27 protein-coding genes and 4 pseudogenes are annotated in these 26634 nt (G+C 71.2%); 11 read left to right on the top strand and 20 right to left on the bottom strand.

Features of this window, described 5'->3' with window-relative positions:
• Positions 1-140 precede the first annotated feature (140 nt).
• From ABZ453_RS14645 to ABZ453_RS14625, 5 genes are all read right to left on the bottom strand, one after another.
• Entirely contained in the window at positions 141-1391 is a 1251-nt protein-coding gene (locus tag ABZ453_RS14645; RefSeq protein ID WP_359015070.1) for an RNA polymerase sigma factor, read from the bottom strand.
• A complete protein-coding gene (locus tag ABZ453_RS14640) occupies positions 1388-1726 on the bottom strand; it encodes a YciI family protein (RefSeq protein ID WP_359015068.1) in 339 nt (112 codons plus the stop codon). The genes ABZ453_RS14645 and ABZ453_RS14640 overlap by 4 nt, the downstream gene beginning before the upstream one ends.
• A complete protein-coding gene (locus tag ABZ453_RS14635; protein WP_359015066.1) occupies positions 1726-2442 on the bottom strand; it encodes a YciI family protein in 717 nt (238 codons plus the stop codon). Before ABZ453_RS14635 ends, ABZ453_RS14640 begins: the two co-directional genes overlap by 1 nt.
• A gap of 92 nt (positions 2443-2534) precedes the next feature.
• Positions 2535-3593 (bottom strand): LLM class flavin-dependent oxidoreductase, encoded by a 1059-nt coding sequence (locus ABZ453_RS14630; protein WP_359015064.1) that lies wholly within the window; start codon positions 3591-3593, stop codon positions 2535-2537.
• Entirely contained in the window at positions 3593-4102 is a 510-nt protein-coding gene (locus ABZ453_RS14625) for an SRPBCC family protein (RefSeq protein ID WP_359015062.1), read from the bottom strand. Before ABZ453_RS14625 ends, ABZ453_RS14630 begins: the two co-directional genes overlap by 1 nt.
• Before the next feature lie 89 nt (positions 4103-4191).
• Here ABZ453_RS14625 and ABZ453_RS14620 point away from each other — a divergent pair, with 89 nt between their 5' ends.
• The 4 genes and pseudogenes from ABZ453_RS14620 to ABZ453_RS14605 form a co-directional block, all read left to right on the top strand.
• Complete coding sequence (locus ABZ453_RS14620) at positions 4192-4947, top strand: NPP1 family protein (RefSeq protein ID WP_359015060.1); 756 nt, start codon at positions 4192-4194, stop codon at positions 4945-4947.
• A 151-nt stretch (positions 4948-5098) separates the two neighbouring features.
• On the top strand, positions 5099-5926 hold the full coding sequence (locus ABZ453_RS14615) for a class I SAM-dependent methyltransferase (RefSeq protein ID WP_359015058.1): 828 nt from the start codon (positions 5099-5101) through the stop codon (positions 5924-5926).
• 276 nt (positions 5927-6202) lie between these two features.
• Positions 6203-7345, top strand: a complete 1143-nt coding sequence (gene rho, locus ABZ453_RS14610; protein WP_359015056.1) for a transcription termination factor Rho — start codon at positions 6203-6205, stop codon at positions 7343-7345.
• 120 nt (positions 7346-7465) lie between these two features.
• Positions 7466-8347: pseudogene (locus ABZ453_RS14605) on the top strand (serine hydrolase); the annotation flags it as partial.
• A 32-nt stretch (positions 8348-8379) separates the two neighbouring features.
• On the opposite strand, the gene ABZ453_RS14600 reads toward ABZ453_RS14605, so the two are convergent.
• Both ABZ453_RS14600 and mptB read right to left on the bottom strand, forming a co-directional pair.
• Positions 8380-9726, bottom strand: a complete 1347-nt coding sequence (locus ABZ453_RS14600; RefSeq protein WP_359015053.1) for a glycosyltransferase 87 family protein — start codon at positions 9724-9726, stop codon at positions 8380-8382.
• Positions 9723-11117: a polyprenol phosphomannose-dependent alpha 1,6 mannosyltransferase MptB gene (gene mptB, locus ABZ453_RS14595; RefSeq protein ID WP_359015051.1), complete on the bottom strand. Its 1395-nt coding sequence runs from the start codon at positions 11115-11117 to the stop codon at positions 9723-9725. The genes ABZ453_RS14600 and mptB overlap by 4 nt, the downstream gene beginning before the upstream one ends.
• A gap of 168 nt (positions 11118-11285) precedes the next feature.
• Between mptB and ABZ453_RS14590 the strand changes: the two genes are divergently transcribed.
• Positions 11286-12044, top strand: a complete 759-nt coding sequence (locus ABZ453_RS14590) for an alpha/beta hydrolase (RefSeq protein ID WP_359015049.1) — start codon at positions 11286-11288, stop codon at positions 12042-12044.
• A 21-nt stretch (positions 12045-12065) separates the two neighbouring features.
• Here ABZ453_RS14590 and ABZ453_RS14585 read toward each other — a convergent pair whose 3' ends face one another.
• From ABZ453_RS14585 to ABZ453_RS14540, 10 genes are all read right to left on the bottom strand, one after another.
• Positions 12066-12995: a glutaminase gene (locus ABZ453_RS14585; RefSeq protein ID WP_359015047.1), complete on the bottom strand. Its 930-nt coding sequence runs from the start codon at positions 12993-12995 to the stop codon at positions 12066-12068.
• A 58-nt stretch (positions 12996-13053) separates the two neighbouring features.
• On the bottom strand, positions 13054-14466 hold the full coding sequence (gene aspA, locus ABZ453_RS14580) for an aspartate ammonia-lyase (protein ID WP_359015045.1): 1413 nt from the start codon (positions 14464-14466) through the stop codon (positions 13054-13056).
• Positions 14467-14612: 146 nt separating this feature from the next.
• Positions 14613-15629 (bottom strand): asparaginase, encoded by a 1017-nt coding sequence (locus tag ABZ453_RS14575; RefSeq protein ID WP_359015043.1) that lies wholly within the window; start codon positions 15627-15629, stop codon positions 14613-14615.
• A gap of 31 nt (positions 15630-15660) precedes the next feature.
• A complete protein-coding gene (locus ABZ453_RS14570) occupies positions 15661-17115 on the bottom strand; it encodes an amino acid permease (RefSeq protein WP_359015041.1) in 1455 nt (484 codons plus the stop codon).
• Positions 17112-17789 (bottom strand): FadR/GntR family transcriptional regulator, encoded by a 678-nt coding sequence (locus tag ABZ453_RS14565; RefSeq protein WP_356764917.1) that lies wholly within the window; start codon positions 17787-17789, stop codon positions 17112-17114. Before ABZ453_RS14565 ends, ABZ453_RS14570 begins: the two co-directional genes overlap by 4 nt.
• A 154-nt stretch (positions 17790-17943) precedes the next feature.
• Entirely contained in the window at positions 17944-18780 is an 837-nt protein-coding gene (locus tag ABZ453_RS14560) for an undecaprenyl-diphosphate phosphatase (protein ID WP_359015040.1), read from the bottom strand.
• A gap of 69 nt (positions 18781-18849) precedes the next feature.
• The gene (gene crcB / locus ABZ453_RS14555) at positions 18850-19227 is read right to left on the bottom strand and encodes a fluoride efflux transporter CrcB (RefSeq protein WP_359015038.1); all 378 of its coding nucleotides are present in this window, start codon (positions 19225-19227) and stop codon (positions 18850-18852) included.
• The gene (locus tag ABZ453_RS14550) at positions 19224-19604 is read right to left on the bottom strand and encodes a DUF190 domain-containing protein (protein ID WP_359015036.1); all 381 of its coding nucleotides are present in this window, start codon (positions 19602-19604) and stop codon (positions 19224-19226) included. Before ABZ453_RS14550 ends, crcB (ABZ453_RS14555) begins: the two co-directional genes overlap by 4 nt.
• Positions 19601-20062 (bottom strand): fluoride efflux transporter CrcB, encoded by a 462-nt coding sequence (gene crcB, locus ABZ453_RS14545; protein ID WP_359015034.1) that lies wholly within the window; start codon positions 20060-20062, stop codon positions 19601-19603. The genes ABZ453_RS14550 and crcB (ABZ453_RS14545) overlap by 4 nt, the downstream gene beginning before the upstream one ends.
• A gap of 165 nt (positions 20063-20227) precedes the next feature.
• Positions 20228-21190, bottom strand: coding sequence for an SMP-30/gluconolactonase/LRE family protein (locus tag ABZ453_RS14540; protein ID WP_359015032.1), 963 nt, complete (start codon positions 21188-21190; stop codon positions 20228-20230).
• Positions 21191-21370: 180 nt separating this feature from the next.
• Between ABZ453_RS14540 and ABZ453_RS14535 the strand changes: the two genes are divergently transcribed.
• On the top strand, positions 21371-22201 hold the full coding sequence (locus tag ABZ453_RS14535; protein ID WP_359015030.1) for a ribonuclease BN: 831 nt from the start codon (positions 21371-21373) through the stop codon (positions 22199-22201).
• A gap of 53 nt (positions 22202-22254) precedes the next feature.
• On the opposite strand, the pseudogene ABZ453_RS14530 reads toward ABZ453_RS14535, so the two are convergent.
• Positions 22255-22587: pseudogene (locus ABZ453_RS14530) on the bottom strand (glycosyl hydrolase 53 family protein); the annotation flags it as partial.
• Positions 22588-22594: 7 nt separating this feature from the next.
• A pseudogene (locus ABZ453_RS14525) lies at positions 22595-22855 on the bottom strand (beta-galactosidase trimerization domain-containing protein); the annotation flags it as partial.
• A 6-nt stretch (positions 22856-22861) separates the two neighbouring features.
• On the opposite strand from ABZ453_RS14525, the pseudogene ABZ453_RS14520 reads away from it, so the two are divergent.
• The 4 genes and pseudogenes from ABZ453_RS14520 to ABZ453_RS14505 form a co-directional block, all read left to right on the top strand.
• Positions 22862-23212: pseudogene (locus ABZ453_RS14520) on the top strand (substrate-binding domain-containing protein); the annotation flags it as partial.
• Between the two features lie 49 nt (positions 23213-23261).
• Complete coding sequence (locus ABZ453_RS14515) at positions 23262-24005, top strand: class I SAM-dependent methyltransferase (RefSeq protein WP_359015028.1); 744 nt, start codon at positions 23262-23264, stop codon at positions 24003-24005.
• 112 nt (positions 24006-24117) lie between these two features.
• Positions 24118-24468, top strand: coding sequence for a VOC family protein (locus ABZ453_RS14510; protein ID WP_356764758.1), 351 nt, complete (start codon positions 24118-24120; stop codon positions 24466-24468).
• Positions 24469-24542: 74 nt separating this feature from the next.
• Entirely contained in the window at positions 24543-24929 is a 387-nt protein-coding gene (locus ABZ453_RS14505) for a MarR family transcriptional regulator (protein ID WP_359015026.1), read from the top strand.
• Positions 24930-24940: 11 nt separating this feature from the next.
• Here ABZ453_RS14505 and ABZ453_RS14500 read toward each other — a convergent pair whose 3' ends face one another.
• Positions 24941-25546, bottom strand: a complete 606-nt coding sequence (locus tag ABZ453_RS14500; protein ID WP_359015024.1) for a TetR/AcrR family transcriptional regulator — start codon at positions 25544-25546, stop codon at positions 24941-24943.
• A 136-nt stretch (positions 25547-25682) separates the two neighbouring features.
• Here ABZ453_RS14500 and ABZ453_RS14495 point away from each other — a divergent pair, with 136 nt between their 5' ends.
• Positions 25683-26609, top strand: coding sequence for an oxidoreductase (locus tag ABZ453_RS14495; RefSeq protein ID WP_359015023.1), 927 nt, complete (start codon positions 25683-25685; stop codon positions 26607-26609).
• Positions 26610-26634 lie beyond the last annotated feature (25 nt).

Below are 26634 nucleotides of genomic sequence, written 5' to 3'. Positions count from 1 at the left end.
TGATCCCGGCCGGTTCCTCCATCGTCAACGTGGGCTCGGTGGCCGGACTCACGGCCCACCGCGCGGTCGCCTACACCGCCGGCGAGTGGGCGCTGCGGGGCCTGACGAAGGCGGCGGCGCTGAAGACCGACGAACGGCCGCTACGCCGATCGACACTCCGCGAGCCGCCTTCGCAGAAATGTCCGCTCGGCCTCGTTCTCCGCCAGCTCGAGTGCTTGGGCGTACGCTCCGGCCGCCTCGGTGCGGCGGCCGAGGCGCCGCAGCAGGTCCGCGCGGGTCGCGGGCAGGAGGTGGTAGCCGGCCAGATCGCCCTCGCGTTCCAGTTCGGCGACGAGGGCGAGTCCGGCGTCGGGGCCCTCGGACATGCCGACGGCCACGGCGCGGTTGAGGCGGACTACGGCGGAGGGCACGAAGCGGACCAGTTCGCCGTAGAGGCCGGCGATGTCCGCCCAGTCGGTGTCCTCGGCCGTGGCGGCGGTGGTGTGGCAGGCGGCGATGGCGGCCTGGATCTGGTAGGGGCCGGGGCGGCCGCGGCGCAGGGCCGTCTCCAGCAGGGCGGTGCCCTCGTCGATCTCGGCGCGGTCCCAGGCGGTGCGGTCCTGGTCCTCAAGGGTGATCAGTTCACCGGAGGCGTCCACGCGCGTGTGCCGGCGGGCGTCGTGCAGCAGGAGAAGGGCGAGCAGGCCGAGCGCCTCGGGTTCGTCGGGCATGAGCCGGGCCAGCAGACGGGCGAGGCGGACGGCCTCGGCGCACAGGTCCCTGCGGACCAGATCGGCGCCGGACGAGGCGGCATACCCCTCGTTGAACAGCAGGTACAGCACGCCGAGCACGCCCGTCGTGCGCTCGGGCAACAGGTGCGCGGGCGGTACCCGGTAGGGGATCCCGGCGTTGCGGATCTTGCGCTTGGCGCGCACCAGTCGCTGCGCCATCGTCGCCTCCGGGACGAGGAAGGCGCGGGCGATCTCCGGTGTGGTCAGCCCGGCGAGGGTGCGCAGGGTGAGCGCGACCCGGGCCTCGATGGGCAGGGCGGGATGGCAGCAGGTGAAGATCAGGCGCAGCCGGTCGTCCTGCACACCGCTGTCGTCCCCGTCGTCGTACGACGTCTCGTCGCGCGCCATCACGGCCGCCTCCCGCAGTTTCGCCGCCCCCACCGCCTCCCGGCGCAGCACGTCGAGAGCGCGGTTGCGGGCGGTCGTCGTCAGCCAGGCGCCGGGGCGGCGCGGGACACCGTCGCGCCGCCACCGGTCGAGGGCCTGGGCGAAGGCGTCCTGCGCGCACTCCTCGGCGAGGTCCCAGTCGCCGGTCACCCGGATCAGGGTGGCGACGACCTGGCCCCACTCCTCCCGGAAGGCGGCGGCGACGGCCTCCTCGATCTCGTCCGTGGAGCTCACTCCCAGACCGGCCGTACCTCGACCGAGCCGCCGTCGGCGGCCGCAGGATGCTTCGCGGCGAGGGCGACGGCCTCGTCGAGGTCCGCCACGTCGATGAACGCGATGCCCGCGAGGTACTCCTTGGTCTCCGCGAAGGGGCCGTCGCTGAGCAGGATCTCCTCGCCCCGCACGCGCACGGTGGTGGCGTCGGCGGGCGGGCGCAGCCGTGCCCCGCCGGTGACCCGGCCCGCCCGCACCTCGGCGAAGTAGGCGGCGAACCGCGGGTCGTCGGCGTGCTCCGCCGGGCTCTGCTCCTCCTCCCGGACGGGCGAGGAGAACAGCAGGGCGTACCTCATCACGCCTCCCTCAGGGACACGGCCTGCTCATGGGTGATCAGCCGGCGCAGTCCGAGGTCACGGTAGCCGGTGATCACGCGCAGGGTGTCGGAGAAGGGGGTGCCGTCGGTGCGGGTGCCCTTCAGCCGTACGAGGGAGTGGGCGAAGCCGATGCTCTCGTCCACGTGGACGCGGAACTCCCGCACCTCGCGGGTCACGGGTCCGGACGCGAACACCTCTTGCAGGGCCTTGCGGTGGGCGTCGAGGCCCAGCCGCTCATGCCCGCCGGTGAGGTGGAAGACGTCGGCGTCCGGGGCGTAACAGGCCAGCACCCCGTCGATGTCCCGGTCACGGTGGGCCTCGGTGAGACGGGTGTCGAGGGCGCGGATCGCGGTCTCGGGGTCCTCCTCGTCCCCCATGGGCCAGAAGGGCCGTACCTCCATGGCCCCGATGGTGGCCACCGGGTGCCGGGCCGCCGCTTCGACGGCCTCCTCCAGGCTGTCGCACTCGAGGATGTCGTAGCCGGCGACGTACTCCTTGGTCTCGGCGAACGGGCCGTCCGTGCGCAGCACCTCGCCGCCGCGCACCCGGACGGTGACCGCCTCGGCGGGCAGGGCGAGCCGGTGGCCGTGCAGCCGGGCACCGCGGTCGCCGAGTTCCTCCACCCAGGGTTCGACGGGTGCCATGCCCGAGGCGTCGGCGGTGTCGTCGCCGCAGACGAGCAGCATGTACTTCATGATTCCTCCCGGTCGTCAGAGCTACCTGCACCCCACCGACGAACGGGGGCGGCGCGAATCGACACCCTGCCGGACGGATTTTTCGGTCCCGCTCACGACGCGCCGTCGACCTCCCGTACCAGCTCGATCGCCCGCCCCAGCGTCGCCAGCCGCTCCTGCAGGGTCATCCCTGCCGGATACAACCGTACGGTGGTCACGCCCGCGTCCCGCCACACGCGCAGCCGTCGGCGCACCATCGGCTCGGTGCCGACGAGGGTCGTGGCAAGCACCATCTCGTCGGTGACGAGGCCGGCCGCGCCCTCCCGGTCGCCCGCCTGCCAGCGCTCCCGCACCTCGGCGGCCACCTCCGCCCAGCCCTGGCGGCTGTAGGCGGCGTTGTAGAAGTTGGTCGAGGCCGAGCCCATGCCGCCGAGGCTGAAGGCCAGTCCCTTCTTCCGGCCGGCGGTCAGCGCGCCGAGGGCGTCCTCGTCGGGTGCGAAGGCGACCTCGGCGCCCTGGCAGACGTCGAGGTCGGCGCGGGTGCGCCCGGCACGGGCCAGTCCTTCGTCGAGGTGGGCGAAGTACGCCCCGGCCGCGCCCTCGGGCACGAAGCTGGTGCCGAGCCAGCCGTCGGCGACCTCACCCGTCAGCCGCAGCATGGCGGGCGACAGGGCGGCGAGGTAGACGGGGACGGGGTGTTCGGGCCGAGTGGACAGGCGCATGGGGACGGCTTCGCCACCGGGCAGTGGGATGCTGAACTGGCTTCCCCGGTACGACAGTTTGCCGCCGTCGAAGACCCGGCGCACGATTTCGACGCTCTCCCGCATACGGGCCTGCGGGCGCGCGAACGGCACCCCGTGCAGTCCCTCGATCACCTGCGGGCCGGAGGCGCCGAGGCCGAGCAGGAAGCGTCCGCCGGAGAGGTTGGACAGGGTGATCGCGGTCTGGGCGACGGCCACCGGGGTGCGGGTGCCGAGCTGCAGGACGCCGGAGCCCAGCAGCATCCGGTCGGTCAGCGCGGCGTAGTAACCGAGCGCGGAGGGTGCGTCGGAGCCCCAGGCCTCGGCCACCCAGCAGACGTCCAGGCCGAGTTTCTCCGCCTCCACGACGAAGTCGGCCTGCTCCGACCAGTGTTGAGCGCCGGAGGCCTCGATCGTGGTCGCGGTGCGCATCAGCCGTTCTCCGCACGGTACTTGAGGTGACGCAGGGTGGTGGTCATGGCCTGCTCCAGCTCCCGCAGCCGTACGAACACGATCTTCTGTTCCTTCTCCGGCATGCGGTCGATCGCCGCGGACAGTCCGGAGCGGCCGGGACCCATCTGCATCCACTGCGACAGTTCGGTGCCGCCGTCCCCGGGGTGCAGACGAAAGCGCCATACCGCCGACGGACGGTCGCGGTTCTGCACCGCCCAGGCGAGGACGCGGCACGGTTCGCACTCGATGACGTACGAGGTGGTGGTCCACTCGCCGAACGCCTCGTGCCGGTTGCGGCCGAGGAACCGGGCGCCGACCGCGGGCTCCTCGGCGCCGTCGAGCCACTCCACGGACTGGAGTTCGTCGCTCATGCCCGGCATCAGCCCGATGTCACGGACCAGCGCCCACACCCGCTCGGGCGGGGCGTCGATCCACGTCCGCACCTCGACCGTCGGCTTGTCCGTGTAGCGCGCGCCCGTCCACCTCATGTCAGGCCGACCTCCTGCAGTCGAAGTTCAACTTTACGACTTTCCTCAAGCCTTGACGCGCACACGCCAGACTGTCATGGTCTGGACCTGTGTCCCCCACCAAGGTCCTCCTCAGCGCCCTGGGCGCCCTGACACTGCTGCTCGCGATCCCGACCAGCGCCCAGGCCGATGTCCTGCAGTTGCTGCCGCAGAACGCCGACGGCCTGGAACAGAGCTTCTCCCCGGCCTACGACTACGACAAGGACGGCTGCTACGCCACCGCCGCCATCGGCGCCGACGGCACCATCAACCCGGGCCTCAAACTCGGCGGCGACGTCAATGGCCACTGCCACGACTACGCCCAACTGGCCAACGCCAACACCTACTCACGCGAGAAGTGCGACAACGGCTGGTGCGCGGTGGTGTACGCCAGCTACTTCGAGAAGGACCAGGCGACGCTCGGTCCCGCGGCCATCGGCCACCGGCACGACTGGGAGCACGTCGTGGTGTGGATCAGCGACAACCAGGTCCAGTACGTGTCGGTGTCACAGCACAGCGGCTACCAGGTGGCACCCCGCTCGGCGGTGCGCTTCGACGGCACCCACCCGAAGGTCGTCTACCACAAGGACGGCGTCTCCACGCACTGCTTCCGCTTCGCCAACGCCAACGACGAACCGCCGGAGAACGCCACCGGCGGCTGGTTCTATCCCCGTCTGGTCGGCTGGAACGGCTATCCGGCCGGCTTCCGCGACAAGCTGCTGAGCGCCGACTTCGGCGCCGCCACGATCAAGATCAAGGACGGCGACTTCCAGTACGCCCTGGCCCACTCCATGCCCGCCGGCATCCCCTTCGACCCCAACGCCTGACCCGTCCGCGCACGAAGAGACCGGGGCACCCGGCCCCGGCCTCCCGCTCTGCCGTTTCCTACGCCGTCGCCGTCTGCACCGTCGATTTTCCCGGCGAGTCGCCCCATGATTTCTGCCGCCACCCGGGACCGGGCTGCGGTTGGATGTCGACATGACCACCGACGAGCACGCGCGGTTCATGCGTGCCAACCAGGCCAACTGGGACGCCCGCACCCCCGTCCATCTCGCCAGCCGGTTCTACGGCCTCGACCAGGACCTCGATCCGGCGCGCTGGTTCGCCTCCTTCGAGTGGGACGATCTCGGCGAACTGTCCGGCCGCGACGTACTGCACCTCCAGTGCCATCTCGGCACCGAGACGATCGCCTTCGCCCAGCGCGGCGCCCGCGCCGTCGGCCTCGACTTCTCCGCGGCGTCGGTGACCGCCGCCCGGGACGTCGCGGCGCGGGCGGGCGTGCCCGTGGACTACGTACAGGCCAATGTGTACGACGCCCGACAGGCGCTGGACCAACGGCAGTTCGACGTCGTGTACACCGGCAAGGGCGCCCTGTGCTACCTCCCGGACCTGCAGCGGTGGGCCGAGGTCGTCGCCCGACTCCTGCGCCCCGGCGGCCACGTGTACATCGTGGAGTTCCACCCACTGCTCAACTCGCTGGGCCCCGAGCCCGCCCCCGGCGAGGGTCCCGAGCTGCTGCTGCGCCACGACTACCTGGGCGGCAGGGGCGCGGTGCACCGGGACGCGACACACACCTACACCGACGGTCCGGCGGTCGAGAACGCCACGGACAGTTATGAGTGGATGCACGGAATAAGCGAGGTCATGAACGCGTTGGTCGGGGCAGGACTGACCATCCGGCGCCTCAGGGAGAGCGAGGAACTTCCCTGGCCTCGCTGGCCGCAGATGGTCCGTACGGCGTCCGGCTGGTGGCGCCTGCCGGAGCCGCGGATTCCGCTCCTGTACGGTCTGCTCGCCTCCCGCTGACCGGTTTACGGCCGCACCCCCTGTGGTACTTTGCTGCTAGCACCTGAGTTCGCCCCCTGTCGTGGGCGCCGGTGCCGGTTCCCTCTCAGTTCGCCGCTCCGCCCGCCGTCACCCGGCCGGCGCACCGGCTCTCCAGCACCACCTCGTGACCGGTACGGCCGTGCCGTACCCGAGGCGCTGTTCCCGCCGCCGAAGGCGCTGTCCGCCTTCCCGTCGCGGCTTCCACCCCTTCCTTCCGCATGTCTCATGCCATCCGTCCTCGAAAGGACCCCCACCATGACCACCACTCTCGAACACCCTCCAGTCCGGCAGGAGCCCCAGGCCCAGATCGTCACCGGTGTCCTCGACATCGACGCGGGCGGCAAGGGGCACCTGCGCGCCGAGACCCTGCACGCCTCGCCCTCCGACCTGCCCGTCTCCCCCGCGCTGATCCGCCGTCACGGCCTGCGCAAGGGCGACCTCGTCGAAGGCGTACGCGACGGACGGCGCGCCCTGACCGAGGTCGTACGGGTCAACGGGCGCACGCCCGACGACCTGCGCGGCCGCCGTCACTTCCGTGATCTCACCCCGCTCCACCCCAGCCGGCGCCTGCGCCTGGAACACCCGGCGTCCGGGCTCACGGGCCGGATCACCGACCTGCTCGCGCCCGTCGGCAAGGGCCAGCGCGGGCTGATCGTGGCACCGCCCAAGACCGGCAAGACCGTGCTGCTCCAGCAGATCGCGGCCGCCGTCGCCGGCAACCACCCCGAGTGCCGTCTGATGGTGGTACTCCTCGACGAACGCCCCGAGGAGGTCACCGAGATGCGCCGCTCGGTGCGCGGCGAGGTGTACGCCTCCACCTTCGACCGGGCGGCCAAGCAGCACATCGCCCTCGCCGAGCTCGTCATCGAGCGGGCCAAGCGGCTGGTGGAGGCGGGCGAGGACGTCGTCATCCTGCTCGACTCCCTGACCCGGCTGTGCCGGGCGCACAACAACGCGGCCTCCTCGGGCGGCCGTACCCTCAGCGGCGGTGTGGACGCCGCCGCGCTGCTCGGGCCGAAGCGGTTCTTCGGCGCCGCGCGGCTGGCCGAGGAGGGCGGCTCGCTCACGATCCTGGCCACCGCCCTGGTGGAGACCGGCTCGCGGGCCGACGACTACTTCTTCGAGGAGCTCAAGAGCACCGGCAACATGGAGCTCCGCCTCAGCCGCGAACTCGCCTCGCGCCGTGTCTTCCCGGCCGTCGACATCACCCCCTCGGGCACCCGCCGCGAGGAACTCCTCCTCTCCCCCGCCGAGTTGACCACCGTCCGCGGCCTGCGGCGCGCCCTGCAGACCCGCGACGCCCAGGGCGGTCTGGAGACCCTCCTGGAACACCTGCGGGCCACCCCCGACAACGCGACCTTCCTGCGGCGCGTCCAGCCGACGCTGCCTGCCGAGTGACCCGTGACGGCCGCGAGGCCGAGCCGCCGACGGATACACGCTGCGGCATACGGGTGCTGGCGCCCCCCGTCCGGCCCGGTCAGCGGCGCGTCCGGACGATCGATTCCTACGTTGATAAGTATGACCATCGGATTCTATTCCCGGGTCGGCGTCACGGCCTGCGCGCTCTGCGCGGCGAGTGTCCTGGCGTTCGGCCCCGTCGCGGTGGCCGTCGGCGCGCAGCCCACGCCGAACGGCGGGACCCGGGCGGCGATGCCGCAGCCGTCGCTCCTCCACCGGTCCGGCACACTGGTCCGGGCCCCGCGCGGGGTACCCCGCCTCCCGGACGTCTCCGCGCTGTCGTGGCTGGTGGCCGACGCGGGCAGCGGCGAGGTGCTGGCCGCCCACGACGCGCATCGCGGACTGCCCCCCGCCAGCACGCTGAAGACCCTGTTCGCCCTCACCGTGCTGCCCACGTTGCCCGCCGGCATCCAGCACACGGTCACGGAGGAGGACCTGGCGGGCATCGGGCCGGGCAGCAGCATGGTCGGTGTCGCCCCGGGGCGCACCTACGAGGTCGCCGACCTGTGGCGCGGAGTCTTCCTGAACTCCGGCAACGACGCCGTGCACGTCCTGGCCGCGCTCAACGGCGGCTGGCGGGTGACCGCCCAGCGGATGCAGGCCAAGGCGCGCGCCCTGGGCGCGCTGGACACCCAGGTGCGCTCGCCGGACGGCTACGACACTCCGGGGCAGGTGTCGTCGGCGTACGACCTGGCGGTGTTCGGCCGGGCCGGACTGCGCAACGCGGACTTCGCGCGGTACTGCGGCACGGCCCAGGCGCTCTTCCCCGCCGGGGACGGATCGTCGTACGGGATCCGGAACACCAATCGGCTGCTGAGCGGCGCGGACGGCGTGGCGCGCTATCCGGGACTGATCGGCATCAAGAACGGATACACGACGCATGCCGGCAACACTCTGGTCGCCGCGGCCCGCCGGGGCGGGCGCACGCTGGTCGTGACGGTGATGAACCCGCAGACGGGCGGCGGGTTCACCGTCTACGAGGAGGCGCGGGAGCTGCTCGACTGGGGGTTCGGGGCGGCCGGGCGGGTGGCGCCGGTCGGGTCGCTGGACGGGCTGCGGGTCAAGCCGCGCCCGGCGCCCGTCCCGGTTCCCGTGGCCTCTCCCGTGGAACGCGGGCGGGGGTGGGCGGAGACGGGCGCCATCTCCGGTGCTGCGGCGCTCGGCGCGGGTGCGGTGGCCTTGGTGCTGCGGGTCAAAGGTGAGCCCGTGGAAGGGAGTTGACCGACCGGCAGCCACAACAGCAGGCCGAGGGTGATCCAGGCGTAGGTGTTGCTGCCGAGGAAGCCGTCGATGCCGGACGCGTCGTGGAACCACAGCCACACCACGCTGGTGCACAGCACCGCGTACAGGGCGCCCGCGATCCGCGGGTGCCCGGCGCGGACCAGGACGGCGAAGGACGGCAGCAGCCACACCAGGTGGTGCACCCAGGTGATCGGGCTGACCAGACACGCGGTCAGGCCGGTGAGGGCGAACGCCGCCGGCCAGTCGTCGCAGGTGAGGGCGCGGCGGGTGCGAATCGCCCAGACACCGAGGACCAGCAGCACCGTCGCCGCCCAGACGGGGCGGTCGGTCACCCCGAGGCGGGCGAGGATGCCCTGCAGGGACTGATTGGAGACGTAGTCGAGACGGCCCACCCGGTTGGTGTCCCACAGGGCGTCGGTCCAGTAGTAGCGCGAGGCGTTCGGGGCCACCAGGGCGGCGAGGCCGGTCGCCGTGCACGTCACGGCGGTGGCGAGGGCGGCGGCACGCCAGCGGCGGGCCAGCAGGAGCAGACCGATGAAAACGGCCGGGGTCAGTTTGATCGCGGCCGCCAGCCCGGTCCCGACGCCCGCCCAGCGGTCCCGCCCGGTGCGCAGCAGCCAGGCGTCGACGAGGACGAGGGCCAACAGCAGCAGATTGACCTGCCCGAAGCTGAAGGTGTCGCGCAGGGGCTCGAACAGCGCGAGCACACAGGCGCCCAGGGCGCAGCCGTACCAGCCGTAGCGCCGCCACGCCCCCTCGGTCAGCAGGTGCACGATCAGCGCGAGCGCCGCCAGGTTGAGCAGCAGGGCGAGGGCGATCGCCGTGCGCAGGCCGATGAGGGACATCGGCAGCATGGCGACGGCGGCGAACGGCGGATAGGTGAAGCCGTAGGTCGTCCCGGGGACCTGGTAGTCGTAGAGCCGTCCACCGTCATGGATCCAGGTGTTGACGGCGCCGTAGTAGACGCGCAGGTCGAACCAGTCGCGCAACAGGGGCACGGTCGCGGTGAAGGCCGTGACGGCTGCGGCGACGGCGAGGACCAGCAGCAGCCGGCCGCGGTCGGTGCGGGGCGGGGTCATGCGGTGTGTCCCAACACGGGTGCCTGGGCCGCCTGGTGGGCCTGCCAGAGGACCACCACGGCCAGCACGCCCCCGGAGACCGCCAGCACCAGTTGCCCGGTGTCCACCGGACCGCCGCTGGGCAGCGTGGCCAGCGCCAGCACGCCCGTGACGGCCGCCACCCGGTGCCGCACCGAGGTGGTGGGCGCCGCGGCGGCTATCAGGAACAGGCCCCACAGGGCGTACCACGGTCGGATGGCCGGGCCGAAGGCGGCGACCGTGGCGAGACTCAGACCCAGCGCGTAGACCGGGCGGGGACGCAGCCGCCACCATATGGCCGCTATCACCAGCACGGTGACGGCGAGACCGAGGACGTGCCAGGCGGGCAGGGCGAGCGGCGCGAGGTCACTGCCGAGGTGTTCCAGCAGGGCGCCGGTGGCACGGCCGAGGAGGCTGGTCAGCGCCCAGTTGTGCGCGGAGACCGGGGTGTCGAGGGCCCCTATCCAGCCGTACCCCGTTCCGGCGACGGCCGTGGCCGCGACCGTGGTGCCCGCGGCGGCGACACCGGTCGTCAGCACGGCCTTCGTCGGGCGGCTCTCCGCGCGCACCTGCAGGACCACCACCGCGGCGAGCCCGAGTGCCGCGGGCGCCTTGACCAGCGCGGCGAGCGTCACGAGTACGGCCCCCAGGACCGGCCACCGTCCCAGCGCCGCCACCAGGCCGACGCCGAGCAGTCCGAGCATGATCGCGTCGTTGTGGGCGCCGGCGACCAGATGGAGCAGGACCAGCGGGTTGAGGGCGCCGAGCCAGAGCGCGGCGGCCGGGTCCGCGCCGCTGTGCCGCGCGAGCCGGGGCAGCGCCGCGGCCATGAGCGCGACCCCGAGCAGCGCCACCAGCCGCATCCCGACGAGACCGGCGGGGAGCTGGCCCCGGGTCAGGTCGGACAGGTGGGAGGCGACGGCGAGGAACACCGGGCCGTATGGCGCTCCGGTGTGCTGCCACAGCGGCGCGACCTCGTCGGCGAGCGGGCCGCCGAGCTGGGCGGGTCCGTTGGAATACACGTCGATGTGGGCGTCGACCATGGCGCCCTGGGCGAGATAGCTGTAGACGTCCCTGCTGAACAGGGGTGGTGCGATCAGCAGCGGTGCCGACCAGGTGGCGAGTACCAGCAGCAGTGAGCGCGGGCTGGGTGGCTCGTGGCTGCGCACCAGCCGGCCGAGCAGCACCCAGGCCGCTATGAGGAGGACGACACCGAAGTAGACACCGACCAGCCCCAGCGCCGCGCGGACGTTGGCGGGGGCGAGCAGTTCCTGGACGGGAAGGGCACCGGCCGTCTCACCGCCCAGCGCGAGGAAGGCGGTGCCGGCCAGGCCCAGGACCTGACTGCGGCGAAGATCGACGGGGAAAGCCATGGCCAACACTCGTTCAGCGTGTCAACGCCGGGTGGCCGGAACCTGACGCGCCGCCTGCGGTCCGGGGACCTGCGTGTGACCGGCGTGTGATTGCGCCCCGAGGCCGATGAGTTCTCCGCGTACGGCCGGTCTTCCTGGTACGACACCCACCGGACGGACGTGATGACGATGCCCGCCAGCTCCGCCTACGCCAAGGTCGACGGCCTGGAGATGTACTACGAGACCCACGGCCCCGACGACGGACGGCCGCTGGTGCTGCTGCACGGCGGAGCGCTCACCGTGGACCTGTCCTTCGCGGCCGTGCTGCCCGCCCTGGCCGACGGCCGTCGTGTCGTGGCACCCGAACTCCAGGGGCACGGCCACACGGCCGACACCGAGCGCGCGATGACGGTGGCGAACCTCGCCGCTGACGTGGTGGACCTGCTGGACGAACTCGGCATCGAGCAGGCCGACTTCCTCGGCTTCAGCCTCGGCGGCATGACCGCGCTCGAGGTCGCGGTACGCCATCCCGAGCGGGTCGGCCGGCTGGTGCTCGCGGCCACGCCGTACCGCCAGGAGGGCTACCACGACGACGTCCGCACCCCCGACTTCGCCTCTCCCCGTCTGCCCGGTCAGGCGGACTTCCAGAAAATGGCCGACGCGTACGCGGCCGTCGCACCGCATCCCGAGCACTTCCAGGACTTCCTCGCCAAGGTCACGGGGGCGGCCCACGCCCCGCTGCCCTGGACCGCCGACGATCTGCGAGCCCTGGACGCGCCCACGCTTGTGGTCGTCGGTGACACGGACTTCGTACGGGTCGAGCACGCGGCCGAGATGCAGCGCCTCATTCCCCGGGCGCGCCTGGCCGTCCTCCCGGACACCACTCATGCGCGGCTGATGGGGCGAGCGTCCGTGCTGGTGCCGTTGCTGACCGAGTTCCTGGGGTGACCGGGGACTTCAGGGGGCCGGTCAGAACACCGACAGTCCGGTCAGGGTGGTGAAGCGGTCCAGGGCCGCGACGCCGGCCACGGAGTTGCCGCGCGAGTCGAGGCCCGGGCTCCACACGCACAGCGTGCAGCGGCCGGGCACGACCGCGATGACGCCGCCGCCGACACCGCTCTTGCCGGGCAGGCCGACGCGGTAGGCGAAGTCGCCGGCCGCGTCGTACGTCCCGCAGGTCAGCATCACGGCGTTGACCTGCTTGGCCTGGCTGCGGGTGAGCAGCCGGGTGCCGTCGGCGCGCACGCCGTGGCGGGCCAGGAAGGTGGTGGCCAGCGCGAGGTCGGCGCAGGAGGCGGTGATCGAGCACTGCCGGAAGTACTGGTCGAGCAGGACCGGTACCGGGTTGTCGATGTTGCCGTAGGACGCCATGAAGTGGGCGAGCGCAGCGTTGCGGTCGCCGTGCGCGGCCTCGGAGGCGGCTACGTCCTTGTCGAAGTCGAGGGCCGGGTTGCCGCTCTCGGAACGCAGGAAACCGAGCAGTTCACCGGCCGCGTCCCCGGTACGGCTCTGCAGGCGGTCGGTGACGACGAGCGCGCCCGCGTTGATGAAGGGATTGCGCGGGATGCCGTTCTCGTACTCCAGCTGGACCAGGGAGTTGAAAGGGTTGCCGGAGGGCTCGCGGCCCACGTGCTCCCACAGTTCGTCGCCCTCGCGGGCCAGGTCGAGGGCGAGGGTGTAGACCTTGGTGATGGACTGCGTGGAGAACGGCTCGCGCCAGTCCCCCACGCCGTACACCGTCCCGTCCAGCTCTGCGACGGCCATGCCGAAGCGGCGCGGGTCGCAGGCGGCGAGCGCCGGGATGTAGTCGGCGGGCCGGCCGCGGCCCGGGGTGCGTTCGATCTCCTCGGCGATGCGCTCCAGGACCGGCTGGAAGGCGAAGGACGACGTCGTTGTCATGATCACTATTGTGCCTCCGCACGGTCCCGGCGCGTCGCCGCAGGTCAGGGGCTGCTGGTCAGACCAGGAGTGAGCCGCTGCCGGCGACGACCTCGGGCCGCAGCAGGTCGGCGAGCGTCTCGGCGGGCAGCAGACCCTTCTCCAGGACGAGTTCGGCCACTCCGCGCCCGGTGACGAGGGCTTCCTTGGCGATGTCGGTGGCGGCCGTGTACCCGATGTGCGGGTTCAGGGCGGTCACCAGGCCGATGGAGTTCTCCACGGTCGCCCGCAGCGCCTCGGTGTTGGCGGTGATGCCGTCCACGCACCGCTCGGCCAGGGTGAGGCAGGCGCTCTGCAGATGCGTGACGGACTCCGACAGGGAGTGCAGGATGACCGGCTCGAAGGCGTTCAGCTGGAGCTGACCGGCCTCGGCGGCCATGGTGATGGTGACGTCGTTGCCGATCACCTCGAAGGCGACCTGGTTGACGACCTCGGGGATCACCGGGTTGACCTTGCCGGGCATGATGCTCGAGCCGGCCTGCACCGGCGGCAGGTTGATCTCCCCGAGCCCGGCGCGCGGCCCGGACGACAGCAGCCGCAGGTCGTTGCAGCTCTTCGACAGCTTGACGGCGATCCGCTTGAGCACGCCGGACATCTGGACGAACGCCCCGCAGTCCTGGGTCGCCTCGACCAGGTTGGCGGCGGTGACCAGGGGCAGTCCCGTGATCGCCGCGAGGTGACGGCGGGCCGCCTCCGCGTACCCGGCCGGAGCATTGAGCCCGGTGCCGATGGCCGTGGCTCCTAGGTTGATCTCATGGATCAACTGGACGGCCTCGTCAAGACGGTGGCGGTCCTCGTCAATCATGACGGCATACGCGGAGAACTCTTGACCGAGCGTCATCGGCACCGCGTCCTGCAACTGTGTACGGCCCATCTTGAGCACATCGCGGAACTCGACGGCCTTACGGGCGAACGAGTCCTGCAGTACAGCCATCGCCTTGAGCAGTCCACGTACCGCGAACACCGTCGCTATCTTGACGGCGGTCGGGTAGACGTCATTGGTCGACTGCCCCAGGTTGACGTCCTCGTTGGGGTGCAGGAACCGGTACTGCCCCTTGTCGTGCCCCAGCAACTCCAACGCCCGGTTGGCGACGACCTCGTTGGCGTTCATGTTCGTCGAGGTCCCCGCACCCCCCTGGATCACGTCGACGACGAACTGATCGTGCAGCCTCCCGTCCCGGATCTCCCGACAGGCTTCCACGATGGCAGCGGCCTTCTCCGACGCCAGCAGCCCGAGTTCCTCGTTGGCGAGTGCCGCGGCTTCCTTGACGGCGGCCAGCGCGTCGATCAGATGCGGATAGGCGGAGATCGGAGTCCCGGTGATGGGAAAGTTCTCCGTGGCCCGGAGGGTGTGCACTCCCCAGTAGGCATCGGCGGGAACATCACGGTCGCCGAGCAGATCGTGTTCGCTGCGAGTGGTGGCGGTGGTCATGAGGGAGAAGGTCCTCTTTCTGAGGTACGGAACGTACAGCGCCCCTGTAAGGGGCGCTGTACGTCATTGATGTGCGGCTGCCGCCGCGTGGGCGCGACGAGCCACAACGGACCCGCACCCGCCAATCGAGTGGTCGACCCGCCCCGCTAGGCGCAAGCCGGCACGACAACCGGTTCCAGCGAACGAACGGGCCGCACACACCCGACCGCCTGACCGCCCCCGAGAAGCGGCTCCCCCTGAAACTCGACGAGCAGCCGGGGATCAACTCCGGCCCACGCCAACGCGGCCGCGGCCACCGGCACCCGCGCCCGGTTCGCCCCGTCCGCGATCTTCACGGCGACGGCCCGTCCGTCCGGCAGCGCGGCGACCTGAACGCCCTCGAACCCGTCCTTGGCGAGCAGTCCCGGCACGGCCGCCATCAGCGCGGCGACATCCCGCGCGGCACCCGAGGCCATCTCCGGATGAGAGCGCATCGCGTCGGCCACCTGAGCCTCCGGCGTGCCGGCGGCGGCCGTGGTGATCCGCGCGGCCGCCCGCGCGAGCCCGTGGAGCGAGACGGAGAAGAGAGGCGCCCCGCACCCGTCGACCGTCACCCGCGCGATCCGCTGCCCGGTGAGGTCCTCGACGATCTCGGCGATCGCCTGCTGCAAGGGGTGCGACGGGTCGAGGTACCCCTCGAGGGGCCAGTCGTTGAGCACGCACGTGTACAGCATCGCCGCATGCTTGCCGGAGCAGTTCTGGGCCAGCCGGGAGGGCGCACGCCCCTCCCGGACCCATGCGTCCCGCACGGCCGGGTCGAACGGCATGTCCGGGACGTTGCGCAGATCGTCCTCGGTCAGCCCGGCGAGTTCGAGGATCCGCCGAGTCCCGGCGAGGTGGCGTTCCTCACCGGAGTGGCTGGCCGCCGTGAGGGAGAGCAGTTCACCGTCGAGCGGCAGTCCGGCCCGGACCATGGCGACGGCCTGCACGGGCTTGAGGGCCGAGCGGGGGTAGAAGGCGGCCTCGATGTCGCCGAGTTGGAAGGCGACCTTCCCGTCGGCGTCGAGGACGACGACGGAACCGTAGTGGATGCCCTCGACGACCCCGTCGCGGATCAGGTGGGCGACGGGGGCGTGGAGGGGCTCGCGGATCTGGGGTGCGTCCGCGACGGAACTGCTGAACATCACTGCCTCTTGTCAGGGAGCGGCGCGTGGGTCACGCGCCGGCTCCGGTCGATGTGTTCTGGGGGGAGGTGCGTGCGACGCGGCGGCGGATGGCGAACCATCCGCCGACCAGGGCTCCGACGATCAGCGGCAGGCACAGCACGGTGGTGCGGCCGGCGCCTCCGTCGGCGTACATGAGGACCAGGACGGAGGCGAGAAAGGCCAGCGTCACGAGTTCGGTCCAGGGGGATCCCGGCAGCCGGTAGCCGGGGCGGGTCAGTTCGCCGCTCTGGGTCTTCCGCCAGAAGAGCAGGTGACAAACCATGATCATGCCCCAGGTGGAGAGGATGCCGATCGCCGCGAAGTTCAGGACGATCTCGAAGGCGTCCGCCGGGACGACGAAGTTGAGGCCGACACCCAGGACACAGATACCGCTGGTGAGCAGGATGCCGCCGTACGGGACCTGGCTGCGGCTCATCACGCGGGTGAACTTCGGCGCGGAGCCGGACATGGCCATGGAGCGCAGGATGCGGCCGGTGGAGTACAGGCCGGAGTCGAGCGAGGACATGGCCGCGGTGAGGACGACGAGGTTCATCACGCCGCCGGCCGCGGGGATGCCGATGTTGGAGAGCACGGTCACGAAGGGGCTCTCGGCGGCGCTGTACTTGTTCCAGGGCAGCAGCATCGACAGCAGGACGACCGAGCCGACGTAGAACAGGCCGACGCGCCACATGATCGAGTTGATCGCCTTGGGCATGATCTTCTCGGGGTTCTCGGTCTCACCGGCGGCGACGCCGACCAGTTCGACGGAGGCGTAGGCGAAGACGACGCCCTGGATGATCAGCAGCATGGGCAGCAGGCCGTTGGGGAAGACACCGCCGTTGTCGGTGATCAGGGACGGACCTGGGGTGGCGCCGTCGACGGGGTGCTGGGTGACCAGCAGGTAGATGCCGATGCACATGAAGATCACCAGCGCGCTGACCTTGACGATCGCGAACCAGAACTCCAGCTCACCGAAGATCTTGACGGAGATCAGGTTGACGGTCAGCACGACCGCGAGGGCGATCAATGCGATCAGCCATTGGGGGATGTCGGAGAACATGCCCCAGTAGTGCGTGTAGGTCGCCACGGCGGTGATGTCGGCGATGCCGGTGGTCGCCCAGTTGAGGAAGTACATCCAGCCCGCGGTGTAGGCGCCCTTCTCGCCGAGGAACTCTCGGGCGTAGGAGACGAAGGCGCCGGAGGAGGGCCGGTACAGGACGAGTTCGCCGAGGGCGCGGACGACCAGGAAGGCGAAGACGCCGCAAACCGCGTAGGCGATGAACAGGGAGGGTCCGGCGTCGGCCAGCCGCCCGCCCGCGCCGAGAAAGAGGCCGGTGCCGATGGCGCCGCCGATGGCGATCATGTTGACGTGCCGGGACTTCAGGGACTTGCTGTAGCCCGCGTCTCCGGCGTCGACATGGCCAGAACGTTTCTGCACGCCCTCGTGCAGGTACTGCTCGCTCACGCCTCGGGTCCGCCTTCCGTGGATGGGTCCGTGCGCGCTGGGCGCACGATGTCGGTGAGGGTCGTCTCGACGCGGTCGAGGTGGTGCGCCATGGCGTCCACCGCGTCGAGTTCGGAACCGTCCATCAGCGCCTCGACGATCGCCCGGTGCTCGCGGTTGGACTGCTCGCGGCGTCCGCCCAGTTCGTTGAGGAAGGCCGACTGACGCGCCAGTGCGTCGCGGATCTCCTCGATGACCCGGCGGAAGACCGGGTTCTGGGCGGCCTGGGCGACAGCGAGGTGGAACAGCGTGTCGAGGGCGACCCACGAGGTGGTGTCGGTCTCCCGCTCCATGCGCTCCAGCAGGTGCGCCAAGTGGTCCAGGTCCTCGGGCGTGCGGCGCTGGGCCGCGTAGCCCGCCACCGGGATCTCCACGTGCCGGCGCACCTCCAGCAGGTCGCTGGCCGCGTAGTCGCCGAAGGTGGGGTCCTCGACGGTGCTGGCGACGACGAAGGTGCCCTTGCCGGTCTTGGAGACGGTCAGGCCCATCGTCTGCAGCGCCCTGAGGGCCTCGCGCAGCACGGGCCGGCTGACCTCGAGGGTGCGGCACAGCTCGGCCTCGGAGGGCAGCTTGTCGCCCACCGCGTAGTCGCCGTTCTCGATGGCGGCACGCAGATGCCCGAGGACCGCTTCCATGGCGCTGACGCGCCGCGGCCGCTGACTGGCTGTCTTGCTGTCTGACAGGTTCACGGGTGCGATCCTCCGGGTGAGGTGCGGGAGATGTCAAGGGCTGTGAAAAGAGAGATTCACGGGGCGCAGGGCCTGAATACGGCCCCGCGCCCTGCCGCGGTCAGCTGCTCAGCCCGCCGGTGGCCAGCAGTCCGAGCAGCAGCACGCCGACGATGATCCGGTAGATGACGAAGGCGTTGAAGGAGTGCTTGGCGACATACTTCAGCAGCCAGGCGATGGAGGCGTAGGCGACGACGAAGGAGACGCCTGTGCCGACGGCGAGGGGGGCCGCGCCCACGCCCGTGCCGAGGGCGTCCTTGAGCTCGTACAGGCCGGCGCCGGTGAGGGCGGGGATGCCGAGGAAGAAGGAGAGCCGGGTGGCGGCCACCCGGTCCAGGTCCAGGATCAGGGCCGTGGACATGGTGGCGCCGGAGCGGGAGAAGCCGGGGAAGAGCAGGGCGAGGATCTGCGAGCCGCCGACCAGCATCGCGTCCTTGAGGGTGGTGTCGTCCTCACCGCGCTTGTGCCGGCCCATCTGGTCCGCCGCCCACATCACACCACTGCCGACGATCAGCGAGGCGGCGACCACCCACAGGGAGGCGAGCGGACCCTCGATGAGCGGCTTGGCGGCCAGGCCCACGATCACGATCGGGATGGTCGCGTAGATGACCCACCAGGCGAACTTGTAGTCGTGGTGGTAGCGCTCCTCCTTGTGGACCAGCCCGCGGCCCCAGGCGGCGCAGATCCGCACGATGTCCTTGAAGAAGTACAGGAGCACGGCCGCGATCGCGCCGACCTGGATGACGGCCGAGAAGCCGACGACGGCGTCATCGTCGACGGGGATGCTCATGAGCCCCTCGGCGATCTTCAGATGTCCGGTGGAGGAGACGGGAAGGAACTCGGTCAGCCCTTCCACGACTCCGAGGACGGCGGCCTGACCGACGTTGATGACGCTCATGGAATCCAGTTCTGAGAAGGTTGGTCGACAGTGCTGTAGACAGTCTTACTACGCGCGCGTGGGGTCAAGTCACCCGGCCCACAGGGCCCGGGCGAGCGTCACCCCGACAAATGCCGCGCCGAGGCCCGCCGCCACACTCCCGACGACGTTGGCGGCAGCGTAGAGCCCCGCACCGGTCTCGGACAGGCGCAGGGTCTCGTACGAGAAGGTCGAGTACGTCGTCAGGGCCCCGCACAGGCCCGTTCCCAGCAGCAGCTGCAGATGGCTGCCGGCGGTCCCCTCGGCCACCGCGCCGGTCAGCAGGCCCAGGATCAGGCAGCCGGAGACGTTCACCAGGAAGGTGCCCCAGGGGAAGACGGAGTCGTGCCGCGACTGGACCGCCCGGTCGGTCAGATACCGCAGCGGGGCGCCGATCATGGCGCCCGCGACGACCAACAGCCAGTTCACAACGACTTCTTACCCTTCGTGACCGTTTTGCCGGGTTCATCCGCACGGCCGACGTACCGGATGACCTCGCAGTCGTCGAGGATCACCAGGCCCTCGTCGACGAGCTCGTCGAGCTGCGGCAGAAAGGCCCGGACCCGCTCCTCGGTGTCCACGACGACGATCGCGACCGGCAGGTCCTCGCTCAGCGACAGCAGCCGCGAGGTGTGGATCAGCGAGGAGGCGCCGAAGCCCTCGATACCGCGGAAGACGCTGGCGCCGGCGAGGCCGGCCGCGTGGGCGCGGTGCACGATCTCGGAGTAGAGGGGCTTGTGGTGCCAGGTGTCGTTCTCGCCGATGAAGACGGTCACGCGCAGGGCGCTGCCGGTCAGCCTCGTCATGGCTGCCTCCACTTCAGGACGCGGCGGGCCGCGGCCACCGCGAGCCACACCGCCGAGAGGGCCGCGAGCAGGGTCGCGGCGAGGTAGGCCAGCCCGGTGCGGGGATGGCCGGCGTCGACCAGTTTCTGGATGTCGACGGCGTAGGTCGAGAAGGTGGTGAAGCCGCCGAGCACGCCGGTGCCGAAGAAGGGGCGCACCAGGCGGTGGGCGGCCCACACGTCGGTGATGACGACCATGAACACGCCGATCACGGCGCAGCCGACGACGTTGGTCCAGAAGGTCGCCCAGGGGAAGCCGCCGGGCTGGGTCGGCCACCACAGGGAGAGCGCGTACCGTCCGGTGGCGCCGATCGCGCCGCCGAGCGCGACCACCGCGACGACGGGCGCCTGGGCACGCCAGGCGGGCGGTCGCGGGGTACGGGGGCGGGTGCGCAGACTCTCGGCTTCCGGGGCAGTCATGTCGTACGTCTCCTACTCGCCGGGGCCCGGGCGTGCGGGCGCCGCTCCTTCGCAAGTAGGGACCGTTGGCGGCACCACAGCCGCGGTTCGGGTACGGCGGGCCCCACCGCCGCGCCGCGAGGGGTCGCGGCCGGGCTACAGGGTAGCGCCCGGGCCGCGCCGAGGTCATTTCGGGGCCGGTCGCTCGCACACCGCCAGGCCCCGCTCCCACAGGCTGCCCAGGACGAGGTGGCCGGCGGCCTCGCAGACGCTGGTGACGAAGCGGTAGCCGGAGCGGCGGCGGGCGAGGTGGTGGACGATCCCGCCCAGGTCGTCGACCGCGAGGACGCCGACGGTGCCGGTGGGGCGGTAGGGGGCGTGGACGGCGACGCGGGCGGCTGCTGCGCGCACGGCCGGGGCGGCGCGGTGCAACAGGTCGAGCGGGGGGACGCGCGGGCCGGCCAGCGAGACCCAGATGGGTCCGTCGGGGGCGGCGCGCCAGATGTTGTCGGGCATGCCGGGCAGGTTCTCGGTGAAGGGCTCACCGTGTCCGGCCCGGGGACCGGTGAGCCAGTAGCGGGTGAGGCGGCGGGCGCCGGTCTCGGCGACGACCAGGAAGGACTCGTCGGCGCTCAGCGCCAGACCGTTGGCGAACTGCAGCCCCTCCATCAGCACGTCGGGGCGCTCGCTTCCGGGCGCCAGGCGCAGCAGCCGGCCGGTGCCGGTGTGTTCGACGATGTCGCCGATCCACTGGTCCAGGGGATAGCGGCGGCTGGAGACGGTGAAGCAGACGCTGCCGTCGGACAGGGCCACGACGTTGCTGCAGAACCGCAGCCGCTCCCCCGCCACCGAGTCGGCGAGGATCCGGACGATGCCCTCGCGCAGATCGACCCGCAGCAGCCCCAGCTCGGCGTCGCACACCAACAGGACGTCGTCGGGAAGGAGTTCGAGGCCGAGGGGGCGGCCCCCGGTCTCGGCGAGCACCTCCACACGGGCCGGCCCCGGCCCGGTGAGACCGTCGACGCGCAGGATGCGGCCGTCCTCCACTCCGGTCAGCACCCGGCCGCGGGCGTCGGCGACGACGTCCTCGGGGCCCCGGCCGCCGATGGCGACGTATCGCAGCGGGACGAGTTCGGTGGCACGCTCCATGAAAAGCTCCTCGACGAGGTCGGACGGTTCACGCTGCCATGCGGACGACGGCACACCGGGTACCGCGTCACCCGATCAGGTTTACCTCCGGGGTTTCGGGGCCACTCTGGACATCGCCACCAGTGTCCCCACCGGACCATGCGCGTAAAGGCGTACCGGAATCCAGAAGGGGTGGTCCCCATGTCACGGTCGGCCGCCTGGTGGCATCGGCTGGGGCTTGCCGAGCTGCACCGGCGGGGCAGGGAGCTGGAGTTGCTGCACCGGGCCATGGGGTTCGCGACCCTGGCCCTGGTCACGCTCGCACCGCTGCTGATCGTGGTCGCGGCGGCGGACCCGCTGGGACACGGCGGGTTCGCGCTGTGGCTGGTGGACGGCATGGACCTGTCCGGCCGCTCCGCCCACGCGCTGACCAGTGTCTTCGGCCCGCCCAAGCGGGTGATCAGCACCACCGGCGCCTGGAGTATCGCGCTGCTGGCCCTGTTCGGCCTGTCCTTCGCCTCCAGCGTGCAGAGCGGCTACGAGCGGATCTGGAAGCCGTACGCCGGTCCCTGGCACCGGCTCTGGCAGCAGGTGGTGTGGCTGGTCGTCCTGATGATGTACGTGTACGCGCAGGTGCAGACCCGCAACGTGCTGCAGGGACCGCCGCGCATCGTGCTCAGCGTGGCCATCGGGGTGCTGTTCTTCTGGTGGGGGCCGCACTTCCTGCTCCACCGCCAGGTGCAGTGGCGCCATCTCCTGCCCGGAGCCCTCGCGACCATGGCGGGCCTGGTGGGCCTGCGCTGGTTCTCCTACCTGGTGTTCACTCCCCTGCTGGTCACCAACGCGGTCAGCTACGGCCCCATGGGCACCATCCTGGTCGTGGAGTCCTGGCTGATCGGCGTCGGCTTCGTCGTCTACGGCGGCGCCCTGGTGGGGCGGCTGCTGTGTGAGCGCTTCGGGTACACGGACGAGCCCGACGAGGAGGACGAGGAGGACCACGGTGAGTACCTCCCCCGCAGGAACCGAGCGTGAGGGGTGAGGGCCCGGCCGCTCCCCTGCGACCGGGCCCTCGGCTCGTCGGTTCGGCGGTGGCTGAACCAGCTCATGGCCGATGTGGCCCTGTCGTTGTGGTCGAACAGTGCCTGGTTCTCCCAGCCGTTGCCGGAGGTGGAGTCGGCCGGGTCCCAGCCGTTGCCGGTGACCGCGGTCCAGGTGGCCTCCCACTAGAAGACGCCCAGCCCCTTGTGGTTGAGGACCGCCTCCACGATGCCTGCGACCGCGTCGTCCTGGGCCAGAGTGAAGGGGTAGGCCGTCTCGGCGACGAAGACCGGCTTGCCGTAACGGGAGACCACGTCGTCGAGGGTGGTCTGCGCGGCGGCGAGCGAGCCGTGCCAGTAGCCGTAGTACGACAGGCCGACAGGCCGACAGGTACAGGGCCGGTACGACGACAAGGGGATATTTCGACAAGTCGGCTTCCGGATGGGCGAAGTCGACCGTGAGGTGGCGGTCGTAGAGCACCTCGTAGAAGGCGTCGGCGCGCTCGCGGGGGTCGTGGTCCGCACTGGGCCGCCAGGCGAGGTTCTGCACCCACCGGGACCGCCAGTCCCACACGACGGCCACGTCGGCCTCGGTACGGGTGCCGCGGACGGTGCTCAACGAGTCCAGGGACGCACCGAGTTCGACGATCGCGGGCGGCTCGTCGTCTCCGGGGACCACAGCCGTGCCAGCGGTGACGCGGGCACCGAGCGGCTGCTCGCGCAGGCCCCGGACATGGACGCCGTGTTCGTGGCCTCGGACCTGATGGCGCAGGGCGCGCTCGCGGCGCTGCGCCGGGCGGGCCGCCGGGTGCCCGGGGACGTCGCCGTGGGCGGGTTCGACGACTCCAGCGCCGCTACGCAGGCCACGCCTGCCCTCACCACGATCCGTCAGCCCTACGACCGCATCAGCGCCGAGATGGTGCGGGTGCTGCCGGCGCAGATCGGGAGCGAGGACGCGGCGGCGGTGATCCTGCCGACGGAGCTGGTGAAGCGGGACTTGACGTAACGTCCCGAACGGGCCCTCGGTGTGCCGGTCGCTTCGCATACTGAGGGCCATGGCCCTCTACGACTCGCTCGGTACGACGTACGGCCTGACCCGGCGGCCGGATCCGCGGATCGCCGCGCGGATCCACGCCGCGCTCGGGGACGCCACGGACGTGGTCAACGTGGGGGCCGGTACCGGTTCCTACGAGCCGGCGTGCACCGTGCTCGCGGTGGAGCCGAGCCGGGTGATGGTCGGCCAGCGGCCGCCCGGTTCCGCCCCGGCGGTGCGCGCGGTCGCCGAGCGTTTGCCGTTGCGGGATGGTGCCGCCGACGCGGTGATGGCGCTGCTGACCGTCCACCACTGGAGTGATCCGGCGGCCGGGATCGCCGAGATGTGCCGGGTCGCCCGGCGCCGGATCGTCGTGCTGACCTGGGACCAGGAGGTCTTCCGTGAGCGGTTCTGGCTGGTGCGCGACTACCTTCCCGAGGTCGCCGTCTTCGACGACGCCCGAGCCCTTCCCATCGAACGGCTGACCTCCTGGCTGGGCGGGGCGCGTCAGGAGCCCGTGCCGGTCCCGTACGACTGCACGGACGGTTTCGGGGCCGCTTTCTGGCGCCGTCCGCACGCCTACCTCGATCCGCGGGTGCGAGCCGGTGTCTCCCTGCTCGCCCAGACCGGCGAGGACGTCCTGGCGCCCGGGCTGGCGAGGCTCGCCGCGGATCTGTCCTCGGGCCGCTGGCACGCCCGGCACGCGGATCTGCTCGCGCGGGACAGTGTCGACGTCGGTTACCGGCTGCTGGTGGCGGAGCGCTGAGCCCCCCTCGGCGCAACCGGTCAGGATCCGAGAAGCCACATCCCGCTCCCCCGCCCTAGCGTGAAACCACCGACGAAAACCCGTCGGACCACCGGACACGGAGGAGCCCGTCATGACTGCCGGCCTGAAGACCATCATCTACCCCGTCAAGGACATCAACCGGGCGAAGGCCCTCTTCAGCGCCCTGCTGGAGGTGGAGCCGTACGCGGACGAGCCGTACTACGTCGGTTTCAAGGACGCCGGGCAGGACGTCGGCCTGGACCCCAACGGTCACGCTCAGGGCCTGACCGGGCCGGTGCCGTACTGGCACGTGACCGACATCCGCGGCCGGCTGGCCGCGCTGGTGGAGGCCGGTGCGGAGATCGTGCAGGACGTCCGGGACGTCGGCAACGGCCGGCTGATCGCCTCGCTCAAGGACACGGACGGCAATCTGATCGGGCTCCTCGAGGACCCGGCCGCCTGACGAAGGCCCGCGCTGCATGCAGCCGCATTGGTTGCACACTCAACGAATGGCTCGTTCGGTGTTACCGTGCGGGTATGGCAGTGAAGACGGCCGGGGCCGGGCTCGAGGAGAAGTGGCGGGACATCCTGTCCGTGCACGCGCGCACGATGTGCGAGATCGACCGGGTACTGCACCCCCACGGCCTGGGCGCGAGCGATTTCGAGGTGCTCGACATCCTCGCGTCCGAGGCACCCCGGGAGGGTGACCAGTGCCGGGTGCAGAACCTGGTCGGCCGGGTCCATCTCAGCCAGAGCGCGCTGTCCCGGCTCATCGCCCGGCTGGAGAAGGACGGCCTGCTGGAGCGCTCCGTGTGCGTCGAGGACCGGCGCGGCGTGTATGTCACCCTCACCCGCAAGGGCCGCGACCTGCACGCCGAGGTTCTGCCGCTGCAACGGGCGGCGCTCCAGCGCATGTTGGGCTGAGACCCGCCCCCTCACGCCCCGTCCGGGGCGCAGCCGCGCAGGGTGAAGGCGATCACCTCGTCCAGCCCGTGCTCGTGGACCTCCGGGGGCAGATGTCCGGCGGCCGCCAGCTCGGCGTAGCCGTGCAGGGCCGCGAAGATCGGCACGCCCACGCGCTCCAGTTCCCCCTTGCGGACCTCACCGCGGCGCTGCCCTTCGTCGATCACCCGCTCGAGGAGTTCCGACCAGCGCCCGGTCGCCTCGACCAGCTCCGCGGAGGCCTCGGGGGCGTGCTTGAGTGCGTACATCAGCTCCAGGAGCGCGGGATTGTCCAGGGCGAAACCGACGTACGCCCGGAACATCACGTCGAGGCGCTCCGCGAACGCCTCCCCCACACCCTCCTGTGACGCCTCCAGTGTCTCGCGCAGCCGCTCGAAGCCGACTCGCGCCAGGGCGTCCAGCAGTGCCTGTTTGTCCTTGAAGTGGCGGCTGGGCGCGGCATGGCTGACGCCCAGATCGCGGGCGAGTTCCCGGAGCGACAGGGCGGTGGGCCCCTTGTCTCTCAACGTCTCCTCGGCGCGGGTCAGCAGCGCGGCGCGCAGGTCTCCGTGGTGGTAGCTGCGTGTGCGGGTGTGCATGGACGTCAGTGTACCCGTCATGTTTATTCCGCCTACATTGTTGTCATCGTCAGCTTTGTTGTCGGCGACAGCATTGTTGACGTCGTCACCATTGTTGGCATTGACAGCATTGTTGGCAACGCCTACATTCGCTGGCATGACTACTGCATCCAGCAAGTGGAACGTCATCGACATCCCCGACCAGACCGGCCGCACCGCCGTCGTCACCGGCGCCAACAGCGGGCTCGGCATCGCCACCGTCGAGGCGCTGGCCGGCGCGGGCGCGCACGTGGTGCTCGCCGTGCGGGACCCCCAGCGCGGAGCGGCCGCGGCGGCGGGCGTACACGGCAGCGTGGAGGTCCGCCGGCTCGACCTCGCCGATCTCGCCTCCGTGCGCGAGTTCGCCGCGGGCTGGCAGGGCGACCTGGACCTGCTCGTGAACAACGCCGGCGTCATGAACATCCCCGAATCCGCCACGAAGGACGGCTTCGAGACGCAGTTCGGCACCAACCATCTGGGCCACTTCGCCCTGACGAACCTGCTGCTGCCGCACATCACCGACCGGGTGGTGACCGTGTCCTCCGGCGCCCACCGGATGCCGGGCAGCCCCCGTATCCACTTCGACAACCTCAACCTCAGCGGCGAGTACGCCCCGATGAAGGCCTACAGCCAGTCCAAGCTGGCCAACCTGCTGTTCACCCTGGAACTCCAGCGCCGCCTGACCGAGAGCGGTTCGGCCGTACGTGCCACGGCCGCGCACCCGGGCTGGGCCGCCACCAACCTCCAGAGCCACGACGGCAGCGCCCTGCGCCGTCTCTTCATGCGGGTCGGCAACCGCTTCGTCGCCCAGGACAACAAGGCCGGCGCCCTGCCCACCCTTTACGCCGCCGTCCAGGACCTGCCCGGTGCGAGCTACGTCGGACCGGACGGTCTCGGCGAGATGCGCGGCGCCCCCACCCTCGTGGGCCGCTCGGCGGCGGCCAGCGACCCGTCGACCGCGCGCCGGCTGTGGACCGTCTCCGAGGAACTGACCGGCGTCACCTTCCCGCTGTCGGCCGCCGCCACCGCCGGGGCACGACCGTGATCGGTCTGCTCGCCGCCGTGTTCGT

The sequence above is a fragment of the Streptomyces sp. NPDC005799 genome, from assembly GCF_040630525.1.
Lineage (GTDB): Bacteria > Actinomycetota > Actinomycetes > Streptomycetales > Streptomycetaceae > Streptomyces > Streptomyces griseorubiginosus_B.
Note: the sequence above shows the minus strand (reverse complement) of the source record. Positions and strands in the feature narration are given on the sequence as shown.

Coding starts and splice junctions, on each gene's coding strand:
- ABZ453_RS14600 (WP_359015053.1), bottom strand. CDS start 9,726: ATGACCCCGCCCCGCACCGACCGCGGCCGGCTGCTGCTGGTCCTCGCC.
- mptB (WP_359015051.1), bottom strand. CDS start 11,117: ATGGCTTTCCCCGTCGATCTTCGCCGCAGTCAGGTCCTGGGCCTGGCC.
- ABZ453_RS14640 (WP_359015068.1), bottom strand. CDS start 1,726: ATGAGGTACGCCCTGCTGTTCTCCTCGCCCGTCCGGGAGGAGGAGCAG.
- ABZ453_RS14550 (WP_359015036.1), bottom strand. CDS start 19,604: ATGACGAGGCTGACCGGCAGCGCCCTGCGCGTGACCGTCTTCATCGGC.
- crcB (WP_359015034.1), bottom strand. CDS start 20,062: ATGACTGCCCCGGAAGCCGAGAGTCTGCGCACCCGCCCCCGTACCCCG.
- ABZ453_RS14540 (WP_359015032.1), bottom strand. CDS start 21,190: ATGGAGCGTGCCACCGAACTCGTCCCGCTGCGATACGTCGCCATCGGC.
- ABZ453_RS14495 (WP_359015023.1), top strand. CDS start 25,683: ATGACTACTGCATCCAGCAAGTGGAACGTCATCGACATCCCCGACCAG.
- ABZ453_RS14630 (WP_359015064.1), bottom strand. CDS start 3,593: ATGCGCACCGCGACCACGATCGAGGCCTCCGGCGCTCAACACTGGTCG.
- ABZ453_RS14505 (WP_359015026.1), top strand. CDS start 24,543: ATGGCAGTGAAGACGGCCGGGGCCGGGCTCGAGGAGAAGTGGCGGGAC.
- ABZ453_RS14625 (WP_359015062.1), bottom strand. CDS start 4,102: ATGAGGTGGACGGGCGCGCGCTACACGGACAAGCCGACGGTCGAGGTG.
- ABZ453_RS14575 (WP_359015043.1), bottom strand. CDS start 15,629: ATGTTCAGCAGTTCCGTCGCGGACGCACCCCAGATCCGCGAGCCCCTC.
- ABZ453_RS14565 (WP_356764917.1), bottom strand. CDS start 17,789: ATGGAAGCGGTCCTCGGGCATCTGCGTGCCGCCATCGAGAACGGCGAC.
- ABZ453_RS14560 (WP_359015040.1), bottom strand. CDS start 18,780: ATGAGCGTCATCAACGTCGGTCAGGCCGCCGTCCTCGGAGTCGTGGAA.
- aspA (WP_359015045.1), bottom strand. CDS start 14,466: ATGACCACCGCCACCACTCGCAGCGAACACGATCTGCTCGGCGACCGT.
- ABZ453_RS14510 (WP_356764758.1), top strand. CDS start 24,118: ATGACTGCCGGCCTGAAGACCATCATCTACCCCGTCAAGGACATCAAC.
- ABZ453_RS14635 (WP_359015066.1), bottom strand. CDS start 2,442: ATGAAGTACATGCTGCTCGTCTGCGGCGACGACACCGCCGACGCCTCG.
- rho (WP_359015056.1), top strand. CDS start 6,203: ATGACCACCACTCTCGAACACCCTCCAGTCCGGCAGGAGCCCCAGGCC.
- ABZ453_RS14515 (WP_359015028.1), top strand. CDS start 23,262: ATGGCCCTCTACGACTCGCTCGGTACGACGTACGGCCTGACCCGGCGG.
- ABZ453_RS14615 (WP_359015058.1), top strand. CDS start 5,099: ATGACCACCGACGAGCACGCGCGGTTCATGCGTGCCAACCAGGCCAAC.
- ABZ453_RS14500 (WP_359015024.1), bottom strand. CDS start 25,546: ATGCACACCCGCACACGCAGCTACCACCACGGAGACCTGCGCGCCGCG.
- ABZ453_RS14585 (WP_359015047.1), bottom strand. CDS start 12,995: ATGACAACGACGTCGTCCTTCGCCTTCCAGCCGGTCCTGGAGCGCATC.
- ABZ453_RS14590 (WP_359015049.1), top strand. CDS start 11,286: ATGCCCGCCAGCTCCGCCTACGCCAAGGTCGACGGCCTGGAGATGTAC.
- ABZ453_RS14535 (WP_359015030.1), top strand. CDS start 21,371: ATGTCACGGTCGGCCGCCTGGTGGCATCGGCTGGGGCTTGCCGAGCTG.